This is a genomic window from Mesorhizobium sp. M2D.F.Ca.ET.226.01.1.1 (assembly GCF_004022705.2).
Lineage (GTDB): Bacteria > Pseudomonadota > Alphaproteobacteria > Rhizobiales > Rhizobiaceae > Mesorhizobium.
This window is the reverse complement of sequence record NZ_RZOY02000001.1, coordinates 528,654-552,676: the sequence shown is the minus strand read 5'-3', so window position 1 is coordinate 552,676 and position 24,023 is coordinate 528,654. Positions and strand designations below refer to the sequence as shown.

19 protein-coding genes and 1 tRNA gene are annotated in these 24,023 nt (G+C 64.6%); 9 read left to right on the top strand and 11 right to left on the bottom strand.

Features of this window, described 5'->3' with window-relative positions:
• The first annotated feature begins 17 nt into the window (after nucleotides 1-17).
• Nucleotides 18-1,394, top strand: coding sequence for a TIGR03808 family TAT-translocated repetitive protein (locus EN869_RS02580; protein WP_127228625.1), 1,377 nt, complete (start codon nucleotides 18-20; stop codon nucleotides 1,392-1,394).
• Here EN869_RS02580 and EN869_RS02575 read toward each other — a convergent pair.
• The 3 genes from EN869_RS02575 to EN869_RS02565 all read right to left on the bottom strand — a co-directional run bounded on the left by EN869_RS02575 (nucleotide 1,391) and on the right by EN869_RS02565 (nucleotide 4,518).
• Nucleotides 1,391-2,203 carry a methyltransferase domain-containing protein gene (locus EN869_RS02575; RefSeq protein ID WP_127228626.1) on the bottom strand — a complete coding sequence of 271 codons (813 nt, stop codon included), beginning with the start codon at nucleotides 2,201-2,203 and terminating at the stop codon, nucleotides 1,391-1,393. The genes EN869_RS02580 and EN869_RS02575 overlap by 4 nt on opposite strands.
• Nucleotides 2,204-2,301: 98 nt before the next feature.
• The gene (locus EN869_RS02570) at nucleotides 2,302-3,303 is read right to left on the bottom strand and encodes an asparaginase (protein ID WP_127228627.1); all 1,002 of its coding nucleotides are present in this window, start codon (nucleotides 3,301-3,303) and stop codon (nucleotides 2,302-2,304) included.
• Nucleotides 3,304-3,351: 48 nt separating this feature from the next.
• Nucleotides 3,352-4,518 (bottom strand): acetyl-CoA acetyltransferase, encoded by a 1,167-nt coding sequence (locus EN869_RS02565; protein WP_127228628.1) that lies wholly within the window; start codon nucleotides 4,516-4,518, stop codon nucleotides 3,352-3,354.
• A gap of 186 nt (nucleotides 4,519-4,704) precedes the next feature.
• On the opposite strand from EN869_RS02565, the gene betI reads away from it, so the two are divergent.
• Genes betI through betB form a run of 5 tightly spaced genes read left to right on the top strand, consistent with a single transcriptional unit; the run spans nucleotide 4,705 to nucleotide 10,987 of the window.
• The gene (betI, locus tag EN869_RS02560; protein WP_127228629.1) at nucleotides 4,705-5,295 is read left to right on the top strand and encodes a transcriptional regulator BetI; all 591 of its coding nucleotides are present in this window, start codon (nucleotides 4,705-4,707) and stop codon (nucleotides 5,293-5,295) included.
• The gene (gene betC, locus EN869_RS02555; RefSeq protein WP_127228630.1) at nucleotides 5,292-6,821 is read left to right on the top strand and encodes a choline-sulfatase; all 1,530 of its coding nucleotides are present in this window, start codon (nucleotides 5,292-5,294) and stop codon (nucleotides 6,819-6,821) included. The genes betI and betC overlap by 4 nt, the downstream gene beginning before the upstream one ends.
• On the top strand, nucleotides 6,818-7,822 hold the full coding sequence (locus tag EN869_RS02550; RefSeq protein ID WP_167506987.1) for a threonine/serine dehydratase: 1,005 nt from the start codon (nucleotides 6,818-6,820) through the stop codon (nucleotides 7,820-7,822). Before betC ends, EN869_RS02550 begins: the two co-directional genes overlap by 4 nt.
• Nucleotides 7,815-9,467 (top strand): choline dehydrogenase, encoded by a 1,653-nt coding sequence (gene betA / locus EN869_RS02545; protein ID WP_127228631.1) that lies wholly within the window; start codon nucleotides 7,815-7,817, stop codon nucleotides 9,465-9,467. Before EN869_RS02550 ends, betA begins: the two co-directional genes overlap by 8 nt.
• A 56-nt stretch (nucleotides 9,468-9,523) precedes the next feature.
• The gene (gene betB, locus EN869_RS02540) at nucleotides 9,524-10,987 is read left to right on the top strand and encodes a betaine-aldehyde dehydrogenase (RefSeq protein WP_127228632.1); all 1,464 of its coding nucleotides are present in this window, start codon (nucleotides 9,524-9,526) and stop codon (nucleotides 10,985-10,987) included.
• On the opposite strand, the gene EN869_RS02535 is transcribed toward betB, so the two are convergent.
• Nucleotides 10,981-13,221, bottom strand: coding sequence for a mannose-1-phosphate guanylyltransferase/mannose-6-phosphate isomerase (locus tag EN869_RS02535; RefSeq protein ID WP_127228633.1), 2,241 nt, complete (start codon nucleotides 13,219-13,221; stop codon nucleotides 10,981-10,983). The genes betB and EN869_RS02535 overlap by 7 nt on opposite strands.
• A 219-nt stretch (nucleotides 13,222-13,440) precedes the next feature.
• Between EN869_RS02535 and EN869_RS02530 the strand changes: the two genes are divergently transcribed.
• Nucleotides 13,441-13,517, top strand: a tRNA-Pro gene (locus tag EN869_RS02530).
• Between the two features lie 112 nt (nucleotides 13,518-13,629).
• Entirely contained in the window at nucleotides 13,630-13,938 is a 309-nt protein-coding gene (locus tag EN869_RS02525) for an Hpt domain-containing protein (protein ID WP_127228634.1), read from the top strand.
• 8 nt (nucleotides 13,939-13,946) lie between these two features.
• Here EN869_RS02525 and EN869_RS02520 read toward each other — a convergent pair whose 3' ends face one another.
• From EN869_RS02520 to EN869_RS02495, 6 genes are all read right to left on the bottom strand, one after another.
• Nucleotides 13,947-15,374 carry a glycosyltransferase gene (locus tag EN869_RS02520; RefSeq protein WP_167498701.1) on the bottom strand — a complete coding sequence of 476 codons (1,428 nt, stop codon included), beginning with the start codon at nucleotides 15,372-15,374 and terminating at the stop codon, nucleotides 13,947-13,949.
• Nucleotides 15,371-16,402 carry a HEAT repeat domain-containing protein gene (locus EN869_RS02515; protein WP_245512362.1) on the bottom strand — a complete coding sequence of 344 codons (1,032 nt, stop codon included), beginning with the start codon at nucleotides 16,400-16,402 and terminating at the stop codon, nucleotides 15,371-15,373. The genes EN869_RS02520 and EN869_RS02515 overlap by 4 nt, the downstream gene beginning before the upstream one ends.
• Nucleotides 16,403-16,410: 8 nt before the next feature.
• Nucleotides 16,411-18,186: a YaiO family outer membrane beta-barrel protein gene (locus EN869_RS02510; RefSeq protein WP_127228636.1), complete on the bottom strand. Its 1,776-nt coding sequence runs from the start codon at nucleotides 18,184-18,186 to the stop codon at nucleotides 16,411-16,413.
• Nucleotides 18,186-18,575, bottom strand: a complete 390-nt coding sequence (locus tag EN869_RS02505) for a response regulator transcription factor (protein WP_127228637.1) — start codon at nucleotides 18,573-18,575, stop codon at nucleotides 18,186-18,188. Before EN869_RS02505 ends, EN869_RS02510 begins: the two co-directional genes overlap by 1 nt.
• A 251-nt stretch (nucleotides 18,576-18,826) precedes the next feature.
• On the bottom strand, nucleotides 18,827-19,201 hold the full coding sequence (locus tag EN869_RS02500; RefSeq protein ID WP_127228638.1) for a response regulator: 375 nt from the start codon (nucleotides 19,199-19,201) through the stop codon (nucleotides 18,827-18,829).
• A 5-nt stretch (nucleotides 19,202-19,206) separates the two neighbouring features.
• On the bottom strand, nucleotides 19,207-21,648 hold the full coding sequence (locus EN869_RS02495) for an ATP-binding protein (protein ID WP_127228639.1): 2,442 nt from the start codon (nucleotides 21,646-21,648) through the stop codon (nucleotides 19,207-19,209).
• Between the two features lie 88 nt (nucleotides 21,649-21,736).
• Between EN869_RS02495 and EN869_RS35630 the strand changes: the two genes are divergently transcribed.
• Nucleotides 21,737-22,378 (top strand): hypothetical protein, encoded by a 642-nt coding sequence (locus EN869_RS35630; protein WP_348630860.1) that lies wholly within the window; start codon nucleotides 21,737-21,739, stop codon nucleotides 22,376-22,378.
• A 28-nt stretch (nucleotides 22,379-22,406) separates the two neighbouring features.
• On the opposite strand, the gene EN869_RS02485 is transcribed toward EN869_RS35630, so the two are convergent.
• Nucleotides 22,407-24,023, bottom strand: a complete 1,617-nt coding sequence (locus EN869_RS02485; RefSeq protein WP_127228640.1) for an ABC transporter ATP-binding protein — start codon at nucleotides 24,021-24,023, stop codon at nucleotides 22,407-22,409.

The window sequence follows — 24,023 nt, the reverse complement described above, 5'->3', positions numbered from 1 at the left end:
CGCCAGGACCTGTGCCGATGTTGAACAGACGAACGCTGCTTGCCCGGACCGCCGGCTTCGCCGTCGCCGGCCTCTTCGCCGGCAAGGCAGCGGCGAAATCGCTGCCGGGTATCGAGATGGCCGCCATGCGCGGCTCGATCAATGCCACCGAGATCGGCGTGCAGCCGGGTGCGATCGACGACCAGAGCAAGGTTTTCGCCAAGATGCTGGCCGAGGCCAGCGACCGCGACCAGCCGGTGTTCCTACCGCCCGGGACCTATCTCGTCTCAAACCTCAAGCTGCCGGCCCGCGTGCGCCTGTCGGGCGTGCCGGGCGCGACGCGCATCGTCTATGGCGGCAACGGCCATCTGATGATGGCCGAACAGGCAGAGCATATCGAGCTCACCGGCCTCGTCTTCGACGGCAGCAATCGGTGGCTGGCCGACTACACACAAGGCCTGCTCGACCTGCGCCGCGTCGCCCATCTCGTCGTCGACAATTGCCAGGTGACCGGCAGCGGTAAGAACGGGCTGGCGCTCGAACATGCCGTCGGCCGCGTCGGCCGCTCCGACATTTCCGGTGCGGCGGATGCCGGTATCTATTCGGTCGAGGCCGGCGGGCTGGAGATTTCCGGCAATACCGTTTCCGATTGCGCCAATGGCGGCATCCTCGTGCATCGCTGGCAGGCAGCGGAGGACGGCACCATCGTCAGCGGCAACCGGGTCCAGCGGATCGGCGCACGCAGCGGCGGTACCGGCCAGAACGGCAACGGCATCAACGCCTTCCGCGCCGGCAACGTTATCATCTCGGGCAATGTCGTTTCCGACTGCGCCTTCACCGCGATCCGCGCCAACAGCGCGAGCAATCTGCAGATCACCGGCAACAGCTGCTCGCGCTCGGGCGAGACCGGGATCTATTCGGAGTTCTCTTTCGAAGGCGCGATCCTCAGCAACAATCTGGTCGACGGCGCCGCCAACGGCATCTCGATCGTCAACTTCAACGAGGGCGGCCGCATGGCGGTCTGCTCGAACAACATCGTGCGCAATCTCACGACGGTTGGCCCCTACACCGCCGACCCGCCCGGCTTCGGCGTCGGCATCAGCGCCGAGGCCGACACCACGGTTTCAGGCAGTGTGGTCGAGAATGCCCCGCTCTACGGTATGCAGCTCGGCTGGGGGCCGTATCTGCGCAATGTCGTAGCGAGCGGCAATATCATCCGTAAGGCGGGCACCGGCATCGTCGTTTCGGTCGTCGAAGGGTCCGGCACCGCCGTCATCTCGGATAATGTCATCGACGGCGCTCGCAACGGCGCCATCGTCGGTCAGCGCTGGGCCGATCCCGTGACCGGGGATCTGTCTCAGTCGACGGACACCGGCTACGCGCACCTCACCGTCGAGCGCAACAAGGTGAGCTAGGCCGAAGCCACGATAATATGCGCCTGGATCTTGGCGGCGACCGCGCCACCGCCATGTCTGTCGGCGATCGCGGATTCGGCGTAGTCGGTCGCGGATGCCAAGCTGCCGGCCTCCCTGGCCTCTATCTCGTTGCGAAGCAGCGTCCCCTGACAATAGGCGACCGCCGGAACGCGCGGCGAGGATGCGCGGCTCTGCTCGGCTATGGTATCGATCGAGACGTCGGAAAATCCCGCGGCGCGCAGGTCGCCGCGGATCAGGTCCTTGTCGTGATAGCCATGCGGCGTGCGCGCCAGGAAACGCGGCGGATCGTGCGGAAAAATCTGGGCGAGAGCGTTCGTCACGTCATCAGCGAATATGTTCTCCTCGATGCGATCCCAAACGCTGAACAGGAAATGTCCGCCGGGCTTCAGGACGCGCTTTGCCTCTCGGTAGGCAGCGACGCGATCGGGAAAGAACATGGCGCCGAACTGACAGCAGACGAGGTCGAAGGCCGCATTGTCGAACGGCAGCTTCAGCGCATCTGCCTGGCGCCATGTGATACGGCTGTCCGGGCCTTGGCGCGATGCCGCGTAGTCGAGCATCGGCTGGTTGAGGTCGGTTACGGTGTAGGTGGCATCGCGAGAAAGTTTCGGCGCAAGGGCGCGGGTAACGGCCCCGGTGCCCGCGGCGGTTTCCAAAACCGCGAGAGGTGAGAATGACGCTGCCCGCCGCGCGGTCTCCGCGGCATAGGCCTCGAAAATCAGCGGCACCATGAGGCGATCGTAATTCTTCGGGATCGACCCGGCGAAAACCTTGTCCGCTTCCAGCATGGTCAGCACCCACGGTCCCTTTGATGGGAGGAAGCTAGCACAAAATTTTTTGTATTGGGTTCACCCGCGCGGCAGATGCGCGTCGGAAAGTCCGCGCGCTAGTTGAGCGCCGGCGTCGGCCGCAGCAAGCCGACCTTGGCGCCGATGCGGCTTTCGACTGCGGGATGGGCGAGTTCGGTGAGCCTTGTCGCTACCACCTCATCGCTGCGCAGCAGCTTTGCCAGTACGGCGGCGATCATCACCTCGGCCCCTCTGGCGGCGCCGTCGTCGCATTTCAAGGCGATGCCAAGGCCGAGTTCCGGCAATGCCGCGCAATAGACGCCTTCGGCGCCGGTCTTGACGAAGATGCGGCCGGGTGCCGCCTGCATCAGCGCGACATCGGCCTTGCCGGTACCGGCGACCAGGAATGGCTCGGCCATGCAGGCCGAAAGCAGCCGCTTCGCCGCCTTGGCGCGCTCGGGTGAAAAGCCCCTACCCGTCGCCATGCGGGCAAAGCCCTGTGCAAGACCTTTCAGCGGCACGGCATAGGTCGGGATCGAGCAGCCGTCGATGGCGCTGTTGTCGGTGTTATGGGCAGCGCCGGTGACGGATTGCATGGCGTCGCGCACCATCTCCTGCTGCGCATGTCCCTCCTTGACGTAGCCCTGATGGGCGATGCCGGAGTGCACGCATGTGCAGAGGAAGCCGGCATGCTTGCCGGAGCAGTTGTTGTGTAACGCGCTCGGCACTTCGCCGGCGCGGGCGAGCGCAATGGTCGCTTCATGGTTGGGCCAATGGGCGCCGCATTCGAGCGCCGTCTTGTCGAGACCGGCCTTGGCGAGCATCGCCCGCGCCAGCTCGACATGGGCGGGTTCGCCAGAATGCGAGGCGCAGGCCAGCGCCAGTTCGCGGTCGCCGAAGCCATAGGCGTCGGCAGCCCCGGATTCGACCAGCGGCAGCGCCTGGATCGCCTTCACCGCGGAGCGCGGGAAAACCGGACGGTCCGTGTCGCCGATCTCCCAGACGGCCTTGCCGTCGGCGTCGAAGACCGAAACCGCGCCGCGATGCGTGCTTTCGACCACGGAACCGCGGGTGACTTCGACCAGAACCGGATTTGCCATGTTGCCTCCCGCATGCGCGCCCTGCGGCGCTTTTAATGCGGGCCGCTTCTACCTGATGCGGTCGAGAATGGAAACGTAATTGGCGACGGCAGCACCACCCATGTTGAAGATGCCGCCGAGCTTCGCGCCCGGCACCTGGATGCCGCCCGCCTCGCCGGTCAACTGCATGGCCGTGAGCACATGCATGGAGACCCCGGTGGCACCGATCGGATGGCCCTTGGCCTTCAGGCCGCCCGACGGATTGACCGGAAGGCGGCCGTCCTTCGCCGTCGTGCCATCCAGCGCTAGCTTGGCGCCCTCGCCGGGCTTGGCCAGACCCATGGCCTCGTATTCGATCAGCTCGGCGATGGTGAAGCAGTCATGCGTCTCGACGAAGGAAAGGTCGTCAAGCGTCACGCCTGCCTTCTTCAGCGCCTGCTCCCAGGCGCGCTCGCAGCCTTCGAACGCAAGGATGTCGCGCTTCGACATCGGCAGGAAATCCTGGACATGCTCATTGGCGCGGAAGGTAACGGCACGGCGCATCCTCAGCGCTGTCGCAGTGTCGGTAAGCACAAGAGCGGCCGCGCCATCCGAGACCAGCGAGCAATCGGTGCGCTTCAGTGGACCGGCGACGAAGGGGTTCTTCTCGCTTTCCTGGCGGCAGAATTCATAGCCGAAATCCTTGCGCATCTGGGCGTAGGGATTGTCGACGCCGTTTTTGTGGTTCTTGGCGGCGATCATGGCCAGCGCGTCCGACTGATCGCCATAGCGCTGGAAATAGGCCTGCGCGATCTTGCCGAAGACACCGGCAAAGCCCGCCGGCGTATCGCCATCTTCCGGCAGGTAGGACGCCTTGAGCAGGTTCTTGCCGATCTCGGGGCCGGGCGTGGTCGTCATCTGCTCGGCGCCGACAACCAGCACGATGCGGGCCGCGTTTGCGTCGATGGCGCGGATGCCTTGGCGAACCGCGGCAGAACCGGTGGCGCAGGCGTTCTCGACGCGCGTCGCCGGCTTGAAGCGCAGCCGGTCGTCGGCCTGCAGCACAAGGCTCGCGGTGAAATCCTGCGGCGAGAAGCCGGCGTTGAAATGGCCAAGCACGATCTCGTCGACATCGTCCGGGCCGATGCCGGCATGGTCCAGCGCTTCGACGGCAACCTTGGTGATCAGGCCCTCGAGCGTCTCGCCTTCAAGCTTGCCGAAACGCGAATGCGCCCAGCCTACGATGCATGCGGTCATGACAGCCTCCGTTTTCCGCCAGGCTAGCACGATCCCTGCGCGGCATGTGACTAATATTGTTCAACAATGAACCGTTTTCCAGTCTTTCGCGATGGGCCAGGGCCACACGATCGCTTGATCCGGACGTCGTTTTTTATTGATTGATCCGTCAATAAAAAATAATCTTGGCTCGAACCGGATCCCAACATGCCCAAAATCGGAATGGAGCCAGTGCGCCGCAAGGCGCTGATCGATGCGACGATCTCCGCGATCGGCGAGCGCGGATCGCTGGACGTGACGATGTCGGAGATCGCCGGACGCGCCGGCGTGTCGTCAGCGCTGGCGCATCACTATTTCGGCGCCAAGGACGAGCTTTTGTTCGCGACGATGCGGCACATCCTGACGGAGCTCAACATCGACACCAGGCGCGCGCTTCATACCGCCGGCACAGCGCGCCAACGCGTCTCAGCCGTTGTCGCCGTCAGTTTCTCCGACGACCAGTTCCAGGCTCAGATCATCGCCGCCTGGCTCGCCTTCTATGTCGAGGCGCAGAAATCGACCGAGCTGCGGCGGCTGCTGCGCATCTATGCGCGACGGCTGCATTCGAATCTGATGAGCGGGCTGACCGGCATTCTGCCGCGGACAGAGGCCGACCGTGTGGCGGAAGCGACCGCGGCGCTGATCGACGGGCTCTACATCCGCCGCGCGCTGAAGGACGGCGTGCCGGACGCACAGACAGCGATCGCGCTCGTCGAGGACTATCTCGAAACCAAGCTCAACGGACGGAGCCTGCCTTGACCTCCCGGCGACCCAATTTCCTGATCGTCATGGTCGATCAGCTCAACGGCACGTTCTTCGCCGACGGCCCGGCCGACTTTCTGCACGTGCCGCATCTGAAGGCGCTGGCCGCCCGCTCGGCGCGCTTCGCCAACAACTATACCGCCTCGCCGCTCTGCGCGCCTGGCCGTGCCTCGTTCATGAGCGGCCAGTTGCCCTCGCGAACGGGTGTCTACGACAACGCCGCCGAGTTCACGTCCTCGATCCCGACTTTTGCTCATCACCTGCGGTCCGCCGGCTACTACACCTGCCTGTCGGGCAAGATGCATTTTGTCGGACCGGACCAGCTGCACGGCTTCGAGGAACGGCTGACCACCGACATCTACCCGGCCGATTTCGGCTGGACGCCGGACTACCGCAAGCCGGGCGATCGCATCGACTGGTGGTACCACAATCTGGGTTCGGTGACCGGCGCCGGCGTCGCCGAGACCACCAATCAGATGGAATATGACGACGAGGTCACCTTCCTCGCCTCACAGAAACTCTACCAGCTTTCGCGCGAACAGGACGATCCGGCCCGCCGGCCCTGGTGCCTGACCGTTTCGCTGTCGCATCCGCACGACCCCTATGTCGCGCGCAAGCAGTACTGGGATCTCTACGAGAACTGCCAGGCGCTCGATCCCGAAACGCCGTTCATTGCGCATGACGAGCAGGACACGCATTCACAGCGGCTCTACCATGCCAGCGATTATCAATCCTTTGAGATCACGCCCGAGCAGGTGCGCCGTTCGCGGCGCGGCTATTTCGCCAACATCTCCTATGTCGACGACAAGTTCGGCGAGCTCCTGGATGTTCTCAAGCGCACCCGCATGCTCGACGATACCATCATCCTGTTCTGCTCGGATCACGGCGATATGCTGGGCGAGCGTGGCCTGTGGTTCAAGATGAGCTTCTTCGAAAGCTCGGCGCGCGTGCCGCTGATGATCGCCGGCAAGGGCGTGCCCGCCGGCGTCGTCGAGGCGCCGGTCTCCAACCTCGACGTCACGCCGACGCTCTGCGATCTCGCCGGCATCGACATCGCACAAATAGCGCCGTGGACGGACGGCCAGTCGCTGCTGCCGCTGCTCGACGGCAAGGCGCGCACGGCGCCGGTGTTGATCGAGTATGCGGCCGAAGGGTCATACGCACCGCTGGTCGCTATCCGCGACGGCAAGTACAAATTCATCCATTGCGAACTCGACGCGCCGCAACTGTTCGATCTCGGAGCCGATCCGCTCGAGCGCGACAACCTGGCCGCGGATCCGGCGAACGCTGCCCTGGTGGCGGCGTTCATGGAAAAGGTCCGCGCCCGCTGGGACATGGCCGGTTTCGACGCCGCCGTGCGCGAAAGCCAAGCGCGCCGCTGGGTCGTCTACCCGGCGCTGCGCAACGGCGCCTACTATCCCTGGGATTTCCAGCCGCTGCAGAAGGCGTCGGAGCGCTACATGCGCAATCACATGAATCTCGACAATCTCGAAGAGAGCAAACGGTATCCGAGAGGCGAATGATGGCAGACATTCTCGTCCCGACGCTCGATCATCTGAAGCACGCCTATGCCGTCACCGCGACGGCCACGCAGGTGACGCCGCTGCTGGAGTCGGCCGCGCTTGCCCGGGAGACGGGTGCTGCGCGCATCTTCGTCAAGCCGGAGTCGCTGCAATGGGCGGGCTCCTTCAAGGTGCGCGGTGCCTATTGGCGGCTGAGCCGGCTTTCGCCGGATGAAGCGAGAAGGGGTGTCGTCGCCTATTCCTCCGGAAATTTCGCGCAGGGGCTGGCGGCGGCCGGCCAGGCGCTGGGCATCCCCGTCACCATCGTTATGCCGGTCGATGCGCCCGCCGCCAAGCGCGACGCGACGGCCGGTTACGGCGCGCGGGTGGTGCTGACCGATCATGGCGACCGCGCCCGCGAGGAGGTTGCCGCGGCCAGGGCGCGCGAGATCGCCGAAACCGAGCACCTCACGCTTCTCCATCCCTTCGACGATCCCGAGATCGTCGCCGGCCAGGCGGGTGCGGGATTGGAGGCGCTCGAGCAGTTGGCAGCGAAGAAGGCGCACGCCGACCTGGTGTTCTGTTCGGTCGGCGGCGGCGGGCTGGTCGGCGGTGTCTCGCTCGCCTTCCACTATCTGTCGCCGGAGACCGAGATCATCGCCGTCGAGCCGGAAGGTTTCAACGGCATGGGCTCGTCGCTCGCGCATGGCGCGATCGAGACGATGCCGATCGGGCCGAAATCGATCTGCGACGGGCTGATGGCGCGCAAGCCCGGCGACGCGCCCTTCGCGGCGGTGAGCACCGCCGGCGTGCGCGGCGTCACCGTCGACGACGCCTCGGTGCGGCGCGCGATGAAGATCGCCTTCGAGCGGATGAAGCTGGTGCTGGAGCCTTCTGGCGCGGCGTCGCTGGCGGCACTGCTCGGCGGCAAGGTGGATGTAAAGGACAAGACCGTCCTAGTTGTGGCTACCGGCGGCAATGTCTCGCTCGCCGATTTTATGGCGCATATGAACAATGCTTGAAGCGGATTTCGTCATCATCGGCTCCGGCTCCGCCGGCTCGGCCATGGCCTACCGGCTGTCGGAGGAGGGCAAGCATTCGGTGATCGTCATCGAGTTCGGCGGCACCGATATGGGCCCGCTGATCCAGATGCCTTCGGCGCTGTCTATCCCGCTCAATATGAGCCTCTACGACTGGGGTTTTGCCAGCGAGCCGGAACCGCATCTGGGCGGCCGCGTGCTCGCCACGCCGCGCGGCAAGGTGATCGGCGGCTCGTCCTCGATCAACGGCATGGTCTATGTGCGCGGACACGCCCATGACTTCGACCACTGGGCCGAACAGGGCGCGGCCGGCTGGGGTTTCGCCGACGTGCTCCCCTATTTCAAGCGCATGGAGGACTCCGACGGCGGCGAGGATGGCTGGCGGGGTCATGGCGGACCATTGCATGTCCAGCGCGGCACGCGGAAAAATCCGCTCTACAGCGCCTTCATGGAGGCCGGCCGCCAAGCCGGCTTCGAGCTCACCGACGACTATAACGGCTCGAAGCAGGAAGGTTTCGGGCCGATGGAGCAGACCATTCTGGGCGGCCGCCGCTGGTCGGCCGCGAATGCGTATCTGAAGCCGGCTCTCAGACGAAAGAATGTCAACCTGCTCAAGGGTTTCGCCCGGCGCGTGGTGATTGAGAATCAACGCGCCGTCGGTGTCGAGATCGAAGCTAACAAAAAGATTCAGGTCGTTAAGGCGCGGCGTGAGGTGATCGTCGCGGCGTCATCGATCAATTCGCCGAAGATCCTGATGCTGTCCGGCATCGGCCCGGGCGCGCATCTCCAGGAAAACGGCATCCCGGTGGTCGCCGACCGTCCAGGCGTCGGCGCCAACCTGCAGGACCATCTGGAGCTTTATATCCAGCAGGAAGCGACCAAGCCGATCACGCTGAATTCGGTGCTCAACCCGTTCTCCAAGGCGATGATCGGGGCGCAATGGCTGTTCTTCAAGACCGGTCTCGGCGCCACCAACCATTTCGAGGCGGCCGCCTTTGTGCGCTCTGCTGCCGGCGTCGACTATCCCGATATCCAGTACCACTTCATCCCGGCTGCGGTGCGCTATGACGGCAAGGCGGCGGCGAAGTCGCATGGCTTCCAGGCGCATGTCGGGCCGATGCGCTCGAAGTCGCGCGGCTCCGTGACGCTGCGCTCGCCCGACGCCCGCGCCAAGCCGGTGATCCGCTTCAACTACATGTCGCATCCGGACGACTGGAGCGAGTTCCGCCACTGCATCCGGCTGACGCGCGAGATCTTTGGCCAGAAGGCGTTCGACGGTTTTCGGGGCAAGGAGATTTCGCCAGGCAGCCATGTGCAGACCGACGACGAGCTCGACGCCTTCATCCGAGACCATGCCGAGAGCGCCTATCACCCCTGCGGCACTTGCAGGATGGGCCGCGCCGACGATTTGACAGCCGTCGTCGATCCCGAATGCCGGGTGATCGGCGTCGAGGGACTGCGCGTCGCCGACTCCTCGATCTTCCCGCGGGTGACAAACGGCAACCTCAATGCGCCGTCGATCATGACCGGCGAGAAGGCCTCCGACCACATTCTCGGCCGCACGCCGCTGGCGCCATCCAACCAGGAACCGTGGATCAATCCGCGCTGGCAGGTGGCGGACCGATAGGGCATTGTCGAGGCGGGCGCCCTCCCCGCCCAGCGACAAATGAACGGAGAAAAGCCATGCGCGCCCAGCCGACGGCATCGCATTATGTCAATGGCCGCTACATCGAGGACGAAGGCGGCGCGCCTTTGCCGGTGATCTATCCGGCGACGGGCGAGACCATCGCCACGCTGCATTCGGCGACGCTTAACGTGCTGGAGCTGGCGATCGAGGCCGCGCGGGCGGCGCAGCCAGCCTGGGCGCGCATGAAGCCGGTCGAGCGCGGTCGCATCCTGCGCCGCGCCGCCGATATCTTGCGAGCACGCAATGCCGACCTGGCGCGAATCGAGACGCTCGATACCGGCAAGGCGATCCAGGAGACGCTGGTGGCGGACGCGCCCTCGGCAGCGGATTGCCTGGAATATTTTGCCGGCGCGGTCGCCGCCTTCAATGGCGAGATGATCGATCTCGGCGGACCGTTTGCCTACACAAGGCGCGAGCCGCTCGGCGTGTGCGTCGGCATCGGCGCCTGGAACTATCCAATCCAGATCGCCGGCTGGAAGTCGGCGCCGGCTTTGGCCATGGGCAATGCCATGGTGTTCAAGCCGTCGGAAAACACGCCGCTCTCGGCGCTGGCCCTGGCCGAGATCTACTCAGAGGCCGGCCTGCCCGACGGGCTGTTCAACGTCGTGCAGGGCTATGGCGATGTCGGGGCCGGCCTCGTCGGTCATGATGTCGTGGCCAAGGTCTCGGTCACCGGCTCGGTGCCGACCGGCCGCAAGGTGCTGTCGCTTGCCGGCTCGAAGATGAAGCACGCGACGATGGAGCTCGGCGGCAAGTCGCCGCTGATCGTCTTCGACGACGCCGATCTCGAGAACGCCATCGGCGGCGCGATGCTCGGCAATTTTTACTCCACCGGACAAATCTGCTCCAACGGCACGCGCGTCTTCGTGCAGAAAGGACTGCATGACCGCTTCGTCGAGCGGCTGGTCGAACGCACCAAGAAGATCCGCATCGGCGATCCGCTCGATCCCGAAACGCAGATGGGACCGCTGGTCAACAGGGCGCAGCAGGACAAGGTCGTCTCCTATATCGCCGCCGGCAAGCAGGACGGCGCGAACCTCGCCTGGGGCGGCAACGTGCCATCGCTGCAGGGTTTCGACGGCGGCTTCTTCGTCGAGCCGACGGTGTTCACCAATGTCACCGATACGATGCGCATCGCGCGCGAGGAGATTTTCGGGCCGGTGATGAGCATCTTGAAATTCGACAGCGAGGACGAGGTGATCGAGCGCGCCAACGACACCGAATTCGGCCTGGCGGCGGGCGTGTTCACGCGCGACCTGCCGCGCGCGCACCGCGTCATCGCCGAGCTGCAGGCCGGGACCTGCTGGATCAACGCCTACAATTTGACGCCTGTGGAAATGCCCTTCGGTGGCGTCAAGCAGTCCGGCATCGGCCGCGAGAATTCGCTTGCCGCGCTGGCGCATTATTCGCAATTGAAGGCGGTTTATGTCGAGACTGGGGACGTGGCAGCACCTTACTGAGAGTTCCCCCCCGTCCCGTCCAGATACTGCGTCAGCCCACAAACCAGATGATAGAAGATGCTGGCCGGCACCTCGGTCGCCAGTGAACGGCCGCGCTCGTCGATGCGGTCGATCCATAGGCCGAGCGGCGCCGGGTCGATATGCCAGCGGAACAGCCGACCGACGCGCGCTTCGATCTCGGGCTTGAGGTCCGGCCCGCCCGAGCCGTCGAGCGCGATCGCCGCCTTCACTGCCTCGGCCTGCGGCCAACTGCGTGAGACGGTTTCGAGCGGCAGGCCTTGGCGCGAGACGGCGCCGTAGGCGAGCCCGGTGGCGCGGTTGAGGCCGTTGGCGATGGCCGAGGCATAGAGCTTGCGGGCAAAGGCCGTGAGCTCATTCTGGCCGCTGCGGGCCGCGAAATCGACAAGCAGCGCGGCCCATTCGAAATGATGACCGGGCTCGGTCCAGCTGCCCTTCCCGTTCGCCGCCGGCTTCCAGCCTTGGTCGAAATATTCGCCAAGCGTCCAGCTTTCGGCATCGAAGAAATGGCTGCGAAAAAGGTCGATGATGCGGGCCGCGCGGCGCAGATAGGCGCGCTCGCCGGTTGCCTGATGCCAGGCCAGAAAAGCCTCCAGAAAATGCATGTGCGGATTGGAGCGCCGCTCGTCCGCACCGTCGGAGGTTTCCAGAAAGCCGGTCATGCGGCTGTCTTCCAGATGCGCGTCAAGGAAGGCGAACGTCTCCTCGCCCAACCGCAACGCGTCGGGGTGACCTGAGATATGAGCATGCGCCAGGGCCAGAAGCACGCAGGAATGGTCGTAAGCATCCTCGACCGGATCGGCGACCGAGCCATCTATGTTGAGCGTGCGCACCCAACCGCCGCGTTCGGTGCGGCCTTTGCCTGCCATGAAGTCGATGCCGTGCGCGATCAGCCGGTCGGCCGGGCCATCCCAGCCGCGCTCCTTGGCGACGGCGAAGGCATAGACCTGGCGCGCCTGCGTGCGCATGCGCTTGGGTTTCATCAGCGGCGTGGCGTCGAAGCCGAGCGCCTCGTGGAAGCCGCCATGGCGCTCATCGACGCCGACCGTCGACCATAGCGGCAGCGTCTCCTCGAACAGCCAGTGGCGCACGCGCCGCCGCCAGGCGCCGCTCTCGATGACGCGGTCATGCGCCGGCGTGAACCTCGTCTCCAGCCGGCCGGATTTCTCCAGCTGCTCGACGATCTTCTTGACGTGCTGGCTATGGCTGACCGGCGCGACGAAAGTGGCGTCGGCGGTGGAGACGATGGCCACGTCCTTCATGCCGATCGCCGACAGCAGGCGACCTTCGCTGCGGATATAGGAGTTCTCGCAATCGATGGCGACGACGTCCCCGACGATGACATTGCCCTGCCCGTCGGAGGGGCCGACATCGAGCAGCGACTGCCAGGAGCCGAGATCGTTCCAGCGGAAGCCGGCGGGCACCATGGCGATGTCTTTCGCGCGTTCCATGATGGCGTAATCGATCGAGGTCGAGGGTATCGCCGCGTAAAGCTCCAGCGGCATATAGAGGCCGGAGAGATCGCTGGTCGCCGCCTTGTAGGCGGCTTCGGTCGCCTGCCAGATGTCGGGCTGGAAAGCTGCGAAGGCATCGCGCATGGCGCCGGCGCGAAACAGGAAGATACCGGTGTTCCAGTAGAAACTGCCGGCATCGAGATAGGTCTGCGCGGTGGCGATATCTGGCTTCTCGACGAAGCGCGAGACATCGAACACCCCGTCCTTGTCGGCCCCGACCTCGATATAGCCATAGCCGGTCTCGGGCTGTGTCGGCTTCAAGCCGAACACCACGAGCCGGCCGGCATTTGCCGCGGCCGCGCCCGTCTCGATGCTTTGCCAGAACTGGCGCGGCGTCGATATCTCATGATCGGACGGCACCACCAGCACCAGTTCGTCGCCGAACTCGGAAAGCGTGCGCAGGCTGGCCAGCGCCACGGCGGCCGCCGTGTTGCGCCCCGTCGGCTCGAACAACGGACCGCCGCCACCGAGATCGAGACCGGCAAGATCGGCATGGACGCGCTCGGCGTGACGCTCCGAGGCGATCAGGAAGATCGGTGTTTCGCCTTCGGGCCGTGCCGCCAGCCGGCGCAAGGTTTTCGCCAGCATCGAGCCGTCGCCGGAGAAATCGTGGAACTGCTTGGGATTGTCCTCGCGCGACAGCGGCCACAGCCGCGAGCCGACACCGCCGCTCATGACGAAACTGACGATGCGCTGGCTCATTCAGGTCTCGCTCTGGAGTTGGTCGATCAATAGCACACCCGCCTCCAGGTGGTATTTACCCGATTCGGAAACCGATCCGAGCAAAGCCGTTGGACCAAGGGCGGCATTTTCGCGGCGAACTGAGAGGCCTTCTCGCAAAAGCGAACAAATGCGACAGAAGTGCAACCATTGCCGCTTGCAGTATCGGAAAGTGGCGGCTATAAGCCCGCGGTCTGGTCGCGGAGTGTAGCGCAGTCTGGTAGCGCACCTCGTTCGGGACGAGGGGGTCGCAGGTTCAAATCCTGCCACTCCGACCAGAAAAAACAAAGGGTTAGCGACTTGGCATTTTCGCTACCCTGAAGACGCCCCCACAGAAAAATCAAAGAACATCTGGACCGCTCGGCGCGACTGGCTCACACATATCCGGAAATGGAGTGTGGCCTCATTTCAAACGATCCCTTCGCCCCGCTGCGCCTACGCTTCCTCGCCCGGTGCGCCGATCAGCTCGCACAGCTGAAGACCATCGCTGGCGGTCGGGATTCCCTGGCCGGCAGTTCCAGCGAGCCGTTGATTCGGATCGCCCACTCTCTCGCCGGTGCAGCTGGAACGTTCGGATTTGGGGATATCAGCGCGCGGGCGTCGGCGCTGGAGACGCTGCTGGTCGAGCAGGCGGATGGAGGAACAGTCCGCGCGGCGCTCGATGCGCTTATCACGGAGATCGAGCGCACGCTGACGTGACGCGGGGCTCACTTCTTGGCGCCGCCGAGGCCGGTCCTCGTCATCTCGCCCCAGCCCTGGTTGCCGCGCAGGAATTGCCACCAGCCTTTGACGCGCCAGAAATTGTTGAGCTGGCGGTAGCCGAAATTCTCGACAACGGCCGCCGCCGTCAGCACGGCCAGATCCCTGGCGCGAGGAAAACGCTGCAGCTCGGCCTCTTCCAGAATCAGCGAGCAGACGCTGACGCAGACGCCATAGGTGAAGATCAGCGAGGTGAAGGCCAGGAGATATTCGGCCGACAGGATGCCGAGCAGCCAGAAGGCTGGGATCAGGATATAACCCAGCACCTCCGCCACCGGCCCAAGCACGTCGACGATCAGGATGTGGCCGAAGCCGAGGAAGCCGACGCGGCCATAGCGCGGGTTGAACAGCATGGAACGATAGCGGAAGAAACACTCGAGCGCGCCGCGCTGCCAGCGCGAGCGCTGCCTTGCAAGCACGCTCAGCGTTTCCGGCGCCTCGGTCCAGCACACCGGTTCGGGAATGAACTGGATGCGGTATTTGCGCCTGGTATCGCGCATGTGGCGGTGCAGCTTGATGACGAGGTCGAGGTCCTCGCCCATCGAACCCTTGGTGAAACCGCCTACGGCCACCACTTCCGCGCGGCGGAACATGCCGAAGGCGCCGGACACCAGCATCAGCGTGTTGATGCTGCTCCAGGCAAGCCGGGCCATGAGGAAGGCCCTGAGATATTCGACCACCTGGAACAGCGGCAGCAGCCGGCGCGGCAGATGGATCTCGCGCACCCTGCCCGCTTCGATCTTCGAGCCGTTGGCGATGCGGATCGTGCCACCGACGGCGATGGTGCGCTCGGGGTCGTCAATGAAGGGCTGGGCGGCGCGCATCAGCGCATCGGGCTCGAGGATCGAGTCGCCGTCGATGACGCAGAAGAGCGGCGCGCGGCAGACATTGATGCCGGCGTTCTGGGCATCGGCCTTGCCGCCATTTTCCTTGTCGACCACGAACAGCCGTTCGGTCATCGGCGATGAATAGAGGCCGCGGATCGGCATATGCACCAGCGCCTCCTCATAGGGCCGGTGGAACTTCGTCAGCCTGAAAGCCTCGATGAGCCGTTGCAGGGTATCGTCCTTCGAACCGTCATTGATGACGACCACCTCGAAGTTCGGATATTCGAGCGCCAGCATCGAATGCACGCTCTCGACCACATTCAATGCCTCGTTATAGGCTGGAACCAAGAGCGCGATCGGCGGCGCGACGTCGCCATAGCGATGCCACAGCAGCGCCGAGCGCGCGACCGGCGGGCGCTTGGAAAGCGCATAGCCAGCGAAGACCAGCTGCAGCAGATAGATCGTCGTCTGCGCCAGCCCCGCCCCGATGATGAACCAGGACAGGATGGTGGCGGCGAGGACGATCTCGTGGCTCCAATCGGCGATCATGCGGCTGGCCCCTCGGCAAGAACAAGCGAGGCAGTCCGCTGGCTGCGCGAAACCTCGCTACCAGCCATCTCACGCAGCAGCCGCTCGCCCGGCTGGCCCAGCGCGCGAAGCGCGTTGGCGGCGGCATAGCGCACGGTCCAGAACTCATCGTCCATCAGCAGGGACAGAGGTGCGGCGAGCTCGGACAGGCCGAGGCGACCCGCGGCATCGGCGGCAGCGGTGCGCACATCCCAGTCGGCGTTCGTCATCGCGACAGCGAGGATGGCCGGTGCCGCGCCGTGCCCCGTGAGGCCGAGCGCACGCAGTGCCGCGGCGGCAACCTCCGGCGAATCGTTGCGAGCCAGGCCGGCGAAGAAATCGGCAAAGCCGAAGCCGCCAGTGCGCGCCAGCGCGTCGATCGCGGCCGCTCTGACGAAGGGCACGGCGTCCGCACGCGATGCATGGACCGCAAGCTCGTTGAAGCGCGACCGCGGAAAGCGCCTGAACAAATCGATCAGGCGCCGCGAGCGTTGCCCCGCCACGCCGATCTTGTCCAGCGCGGTGCCGAGCAGCGGCAAGCTGCCGAGATCGCAGAGCGCGATTGCCGCTGCGATCCTGACATCGCGCGAGTGATCGTGGTCAAGCGCTGAAAGCAGGCTTGCCGTTGCATCCTCCGAACCAAGCGCTGCCAGCATCTCGGCCGCATGGATGCGTTCGGCCACATTGCCCCGTTCCAGCAGCCTGCCGACGAGAGCCGGCAAGCCGCATTCATGGAAGGCGACAAGCACCTCGTTACGCTCCTCGCCGCGCAGCAGCGAAACGAACTCGAAGCCGGCATTGATCGCGACGCTCGCCGGCACACCAAGCATCACCGCCTTCAAGGCTTCCCGGTCACGGTTTTCCGTGAAGGCGATCAGCGCGGTCAGAAGCTGACGCCGCTGGTCGGCCTCCACCTTGTCGCGGCGCTCCTGCAAAACCCGCCGGGCTATAAGGAACAGCATGATCAGCAGGGAGAGAGCACTGAGCAGTATGGAGAGATTCCAGATCATCCACATGGTCAGAACCGTGCCGTCAGGCCGAGCCCGAATATGCTTCGGTCGAATGTGGGGCGTTGCTCATGCGCGATGCTGGCGCGCAAGGTCAGCGGATCGCTGACGTCCCAGGAAACACCGCCAAAGACGGTGCGCGTCGGCACCAGCGCGCCGTCATCGATCTCGGGGGCGTCGGCATAGCCGCCGAACACGGTGAAGTGCGGCGTGACCGCGAGGTCGGCGCGCAGCACGTAGCCATCCGCGCGCGTGCCGCTATTGTCCTGGGCATGCACCCAGCGGGCGGAAAGCCCCAGGCGGCCATCGAATACATAGCCCTGTATCCAGGGCGAGATGCTGGTGATGCCGGCATCCGCGAAATTGTCGTAGCGAGCATCGATGTTGAGCGAGAGCGGGCCGAACTCCCGTGACGGCGCCACCACCTGCCAGGCAGCGCCGGCGCCGATCGAATAGCGCGCCAGGAAGTCGGCATCAGGCGTCACCGCTGCCAGGGCGTAAGCCGAAAAGGCCGGCGTGAAGGCTTGATCGACCCGGCCCTCGATCTGAACGTCGGTGTGGCCGAAGCGGGTCGCCACCCGCGTGCGCCCCGAAACGGTCGTGTCGGGCGACAGCCGATAGGCAAGGCCGGCCGAACTGTCGGTCCAGTCGCCGAGCCCGTTGGTGAGATCGCTCACCTCGGTACCGAGGTCGAGCCGCCATTTGCGCGGCGGCGGCACGGCCAACCTCTGCTCGATGTCGGGAGAGCCGGGTTCGATGGCAAGCGCCTGGTTGTAAGCCTGCCGCGCGGCCTCGTCGTCGCCCTGAGCGCGGCGCACATCGCCGATTCCCACCAGCGCCTCGGCATTGCGCGGATCGGACGCAAGCACGCGCTGGAATGATTGCCCGGCCCGCGTCTGATCGCCTTCGAGAAGCGCGATCCGTCCGTCGAGGTCGAGCGCTTCGGCATTGTCCGGCGCCGTCACCAGCACGTCGTCGACAGCCAAACGGGCGCGCGGCGCGTCGCCCTGCCAGACCGCCAGCCGGACCTTGCCGAGCCGCGCATCGAGCAGCCCAGGCTTTATGGCAAGCGCCCGGTCGAACAACTGCCCGGCCTCATCGAAGCGCTGGCTGGAGCCCACGACAAGGCCGAGCGCGACCAGGATGTCGGTATCTTTTGGCGAAAGCTGCAGGGCGCGGCGATAGACGGTCTCGGCTTCAGGCAGGTTCCCCGCGATGCGCAGGCGCCTGCCCTGCTCCAACAGGCCAGCGACGGGATCGGGCCGGCGTTGCAGCTTCTTCACCGGCGCACGAGCCGAACCAGACTGCGTCGCCTTGCTGCTGGCGGCCTGTTTGGCTTTGACGCCGTTGGCCTGCTTAGCCTTGCGGATGTTCCTGACAAGCGATGCGGCGTCGGTATTGCCGGGATCGGCTTGCGCAATCGTTTCGGCGAGCGGGAGTGCCGCGTCCAGATTGCCGGAGCGGAACTCGACCTCGGCCATGCCGAAACTGGCATCGCGATAGGTCGGGGCAATCGCAAGCGCCCTGGAAAAGGCATCGCGCGCTGCCGTCAGATCGTTGCGGCCGAGCTCGGCAAAGCCAAGCTGAACCAGGGCGTCGGCATTGTCGGGCTTGAGCGCCAGCGCGCGCTTGAGAAGGTCGGCCGCCTCGTCGAAGCGCTGGGCTTGCCTGGCCTTGACGGCGGATGCGTAGAGCTCGTCAACGGTCTGCGCCAACGCAGCAGCTGGGGCTGCGGCGATCGCGAGGAACATGCATGCGGCAAGGGCTGCGCGCTGGCCGCGCCGCATCAGCGCTTCCCACTCTTGCGGGCAATCAGACGCGCGAGGCGGGCCAAAAGCTCCTCGGGGATGAACGGCTTGACCAGATAGTCGTCGGCCCCCTTTTCCAGGGCCGAGACGATATCCTTCTCGGCCTTGCGCGCAGTCAGCATGACGACGGGGGTTTCCGAGAGCGCCGGGTCGCCCTTGACGCGAGCCAGCACCTCGATGCCGTCCACCTTGGGCATCATCGCGTCGAGCACGATGATGTCGGGCCGATCCTGTGCCTTCGAGAGCGCCTCGGCCCCGTCCATGGCCTTGTCGACCTCATACCCTTTCGCCCTCAGCCTGAATTCCATCAGCTCGAGCAACAAGGGATCGTCATCGCAGATCAGAACTCTTGCCTTCGCTCCGTCCACCAATCCTGCTCCGGTTATGCCTCGTTGCCCCCCGGAGAAATCAACCTATGAACCGACATCCGCCAAAGCGGTTCATTCAGACAAGACCCGCGCGAACATGCGCGCCGGCCAATGCCGCGCAAGTACAGATAAAAGCGATTCGCGGCAGCCGCATTACGGTACAATCAGTAGATGAATATCGGGGCGTGGTATAGGAGGCGTAAACGCCATATTCACCTTGCCGGCAGGCTTCCCACCAACGCTACGGCGCGTCAGGCCGCCAACAGCAGCTTCCTGACTTCGCCGGCAAGCGCCAACGGGTCGAAGGGCTTCGCGATGACGCCGACGGCTCCCATGGCGAGGTAGCGCTCTACCTCATGCGTCTGGGTGCGCGCCGTGATGAACACGACCGGTATCGATGCCGTGAGCGGCGAATCGGCCAGGCGCTTCAACGTTTCCGGCCCATCCATATCCGGCATCATCACATCGAGCAGGATGAGATCAGGCCGCCAATCGGCGGCATCGGTCAGCGCCTCGATGCCCGAAGCGCTGGACCGCACCTCGAATTCCGGGTCGAGCTCCAGCGACATCTGGGCGATTTCGCGGATGTCGTCCTCGTCATCCACATAGAGGATCCTCGCCGGCATCAACATCACTCCCCTGCTTGCGTGGCCGCTCCCGCGCCGCCGCGGGACGAAGCCAGCATCCTTCTGACCATCCTTGCGACATCGATCTCCGATGCCCTGGTCTTGGTCATCATCGCCTGCACCCGGTCGCCGAGCTTCTCGTCCAGCTCCGCCGCCGAGAACACGATCACTCCTGTCTCCTGCGGCAGGTCGATGAGCAGATCCAGCCCCGATCCGTCGGGAAGCGCGATGTCCAGGATGACCAGATCGAAGCGACGCCTCGCGACCGCCCGCCGGGCGTCCTGCAGCGTTTTCGCCGAGGTGATCGATACGCCCGGACCCAGCCCCGCCGACATCACGGCCAGCACACCCTCGTCGTCCTCGACGTGCAGGATCCTCGGCGTCGGCTCGACCTTGCCGGCGACGATCTTGGTGAGCGCGGCGTGAAGCCGCTGCGAATCCACCGGCTTCTCCAGCCAGTCGACGATGCCGACGGCGGTGCCGTTCAGCGAACGCCTGGCCTCGTCGGCGACGGCGGAGATGACGATGACCGCAATATCGGAATTCGCCTGTGATGCCCTGATGTCATGGAAGAGCTTGATCCCGGATTCGCCGGCGAGCTTGATATCCAGCGTCAGCGCCACATAGTCGCGAGAGCTCAGAAGCGCCTTGGCGGTGTCGATATCGGGGGCGACGTCGCTGGAAAAACCGTCCGCGTCGAGAAGTGCCGCGATCACCACAGCGATATCGGCCTCATCCTCGCAAATAAGGACACGCAGGCGGCCATCGCGCTTGCGCGCCCGGCGCTCGACAAGAACCGGCTTCTCGGCTTGCCTTTGCGCTTCAGCAAGGTCCACGTGGAAAGAAGTCCCCTTGCCTTCCTCGGTTTCGAAGGAAACGGCGCCGCCCAGCTTTTCGACGATGGCCTTGACGATACTCAAGCCCAGACCGGTGCCGCCCTTTTTGCGGGTGCTGGACGAATCCGCCTGCTCGAACTTTCCGAATATGCGGCCGCGGAACGCTTCCGGAATGCCGGCGCCCTGATCGATCACCGAGATGCGCAGCATGTCGTGGTCGCGACGCTGGAGCTTCACCATCACGGTGCCGCCCGGATCGGAGAACTTGATTGCATTCGACAGCAGATTCGCCATCACCTGATGCATGCGGTCCGGGTCGATATTGGCCTCGGCGCGCGGAGCATCATCGACCAGCACCATGCGGATCTTGTTCTCGGCCATGTAATTGGAACTTGCGGCAATGGCCTGCTCCAGCACCGAACGGACAGCCATCTGCTTGATCTTGAAGGTGATCACGCCCGATTCGATCTTCTCCATGTCGAGAATATCGTTGATAAGGAGAACCAGCCTTTCGCTGTTGCTGTGGGCGATGTTGACGAGGTTGGCGGCCTTAGGCGACAATTCGCCGGCGACGCCGGCCGCAATGAGGCCGAGCGAGCCACGGATGGAGGTCAGCGGCGTGCGCAGTTCGTGGCTGACCGTGGAGATGAAGTCGTTCTTGAGTTGCGCGTTGCGCTTCTGCTCGGTGATGTCGCGATTGTAGGTGATGACGCCGACTGTCTTGCCGGCCTCGTCGCGGAACGGCGCCTTCAACGTGTAGAGCCAGCCTTGCCTGCCGTCCGGGAACTGCGCCGGCTGATCGATGCGCGACGTCTGTCCGGCCTCCAGCGCGCCGGCCTCATCCTGCCTGAAGCGCTCCGCCACCTCCTTCGGATAAAAATCGAAGTCGGTCTTGCCGATCAGGTCCTCGACCGATGCAGCGCCCACCATTTCGGCGGTGGCCGGGTTTGCAACGACGAAGCGGCCCTCGGCATCCTTGACGTTGAGGCAATCCGGCAGTTCGCGGACCATGGCCCGGTAGATCATGTTGGACATTGCGAGATCGCGCCGCCGCTGCTGCCGGTCGAGCAGCACGCTGATGATGAAGGTGCTGATGAAGCGGAAGACGAGGGACGGCCACGTGCTCTGCTGAACGAGACCGGTAAGGAACTGCTGGGGGATGACCAGAAGCGTGATCAGCCCGGCGAGCGCCACCGACACGCCGAGGCCGAGTATGTCGAACATGGTGCGCGAGCGGACCGCGACGATGTGGTACCAGGCCATGCCGACGATGGCGGTGATCAGGATGCCCATGACACCGATGTTAGCGCCCTGCCCGCCCAGATAGATGCGATAGGCGACGGAGCCGATGGTGGCTACGAACATTGCCGGCCATCCGCCAAAGAACGCGGCGGCGGCGATGAAGGCGGCGCGCAGGTCGACGACGAAGCCGGAGACGTTGAGCGCAGTGGCCATGGAAATGACCGAACCCGCGCACATCACCACACCGAGAAGCAGCGACTGTATCAGCCGCGGGAGGCGTCCGGTAAAATCCGCCACAAGGTCCCAGGCGACGACCAGGATGGAGACCAGGGCAAGATTGGCGAGGAGTGAGTGCCAGATTTCGGTCATGACGTTCCTGCTCCCTTTCTCAGAAAAATATCGGCAAAACCTATCCGAGGTCTAAAGAGCCTGCGCACCAGCCATCGGCAGCGGGCGGATGGCGCAAGGTGATGGGCGGCCCAAGACGGTTAAGGTTTTGCAGAATCATCAATCCGATCTAAGTCTTTGCTTTTACGTAACTTCTTGCGGAATTCCGTTACATATTCTTCGCAGAATTGCGCTGGTTGCAACGCGCATCTCGAGCATCGGGCCGACGGTTACTGATGGCTTCGCCCACCTTCCCGCATTAACCTTTCAGGGTCGCTGGAACGGCCGCGGCCGCCCATTGTGCTCGACAGCCGGCCCTTACTTTGACCTAATGGCGTTCTGTTCAACGCAGCACATGATCAGCGGAGCTCTGCACAAGAGAATGAAGTTCACGCTCACCCTCATTTCGATCGTGACGCTGCTTCTGACGGCAGGCTGTTCATCGACCACTGCGTCGATCAGCGCGGCGAAATACGACAAGATGAGCTGCGCCGAGCTCAACAGCGAGCTCGGCGACACCGCCACCGACATTTCGCGCACCGCGATCGCCCGCGGCAAGGTCGCCAAGACCAGCCTGCCGACATGGCTGCTCGGCGGGGAGCGGGTGAAGACGGCGGTAGCCAACCGCGAAACGGCGAAGATCGAACGGCTGCAGCAACAGCAGCAGGCGATCGTCGCGGCGCGGAAGCAGAGGTGCGCCTCCGCGCAGTGAGCCGATCCCGGTTTGGGCTCGCCCGACTTCAAGCGCTTATGCGGAACCGTGTCGAATCGATCGCCGCGTTCATCAGCGTTTGCGTGTAGGCTTCGCGTGGATTGCCGAAAATCTCTTCGGTCGGTCCTTCTTCGACGATCTTTCCTTGCTTCATGACGATGATGTAGTCGGCCATGGCGCGCACCACCGCGAGATCGTGGCTGATGAAGAGGTAGGACAACTGGTGGTCGGCCTGCAGCTTGCGCAACAGCTCGACGATCTGCTTCTGCACGGAGCGGTCGAGCGCCGAGGTCGGCTCGTCCAGCACCACCACCTTCGGCTTCAGGATCATGGCGCGGGCAATGGCGATGCGCTGGCGCTGGCCGCCGGAGAATTCGTGCGGGTAGCGATTGCGGGCGTTGGGATCGAGGCCGACTTCGCGCAGCGCCTCGACGGCGCGATGGTCGCGCTGCTTGCCGGTGAGCGAGGGCTCATGCACCAGAAGACCCTCGGTGATCACCTGGCCGACCGTCATGCGCGGCGACAGCGAACCGAACGGATCCTGGAAGACAAGCTGCAATTCGCGCCTGAGCGGCCGCATCGCCTGGCGGTCGGCTTCTGAGATGTCGCGGTCGCCGAAGCGAATGACCCCGTCGCTGGGCAAGAGCCTGAGCAAGGCGCGGCCGAGCGTCGACTTGCCCGAACCCGACTCGCCGACGATGCCGATCGTCTGGTTGCGTTTCAGCCGGACCGAGATCTTGTCCACTGCGCGCAGCATCAGCGGCTCGCCGCCGAGGAAGCCGCCGCCGATCTTGAAGACGACCTCGACATTGCGGCCCTCGAGCAATACCGGCGAATTGGCTGGCGGCGCAGCCTTGCTGCCGGTCGGCTCGGCCGCCAGCAGCATCTTGGTGTAGGGGTGCTGCGGATTGGCAAAGAGCGCTTCCGCCTCGCCCTCCTCCACCACCTCGCCCTGGCGCATGACATAGACCCGATCGGCGAAGCGGCGGACGATGCCGAGATCATGGGTGATGAAGACGATCGCCATGCCGAGCTTGCGCTGCAGTTCGGCGAGCAGCATCAGGATCTGCGCCTGGATGGTGACGTCGAGCGCCGTGGTCGGCTCGTCGGCGATCAGGATGTCGGGATCGTTGGCCAAAGCCATGGCGATCATGACGCGTTGGCGCTGGCCGCCCGACATTTCGTGCGGATAGGATTTCATCCGCCGCTCGGGATCGGGGATGTGCACCAGCCGCAAAAGCTTCAGCGCCTCTTCCCGCGCCGCCGCCCCGGAAAGCCCGCGGTGGCGGCGGATCGGTTCTATCAACTGGTTGCCGATGGTGTAGAGCGGGTCGAGCGAGGTCATCGGCTCCTGGAAGATCATGCTGATCTTGCGGCCGCGCACCTTGTTGAGCTCGCTCTTGGTCATGATCAACAGGTTGCTGCCACGATAGTCGACATGGCCGGTCGCCTCGCCATTGGAGGACAACAGGTTCATCGCCGCCATCATCGTCTGGCTCTTGCCGGAGCCGGACTCGCCGACGACGGCGACCGTTTCGCCGGCATTGACCTTGATGCTGATGCCTTTGACGGCCTCTACGGTGCCGTCGAGGGTCTGGAAGCGGACGCGCAGGTCCTTGACGCTGAGGATCGTTTCGGTGGCCAT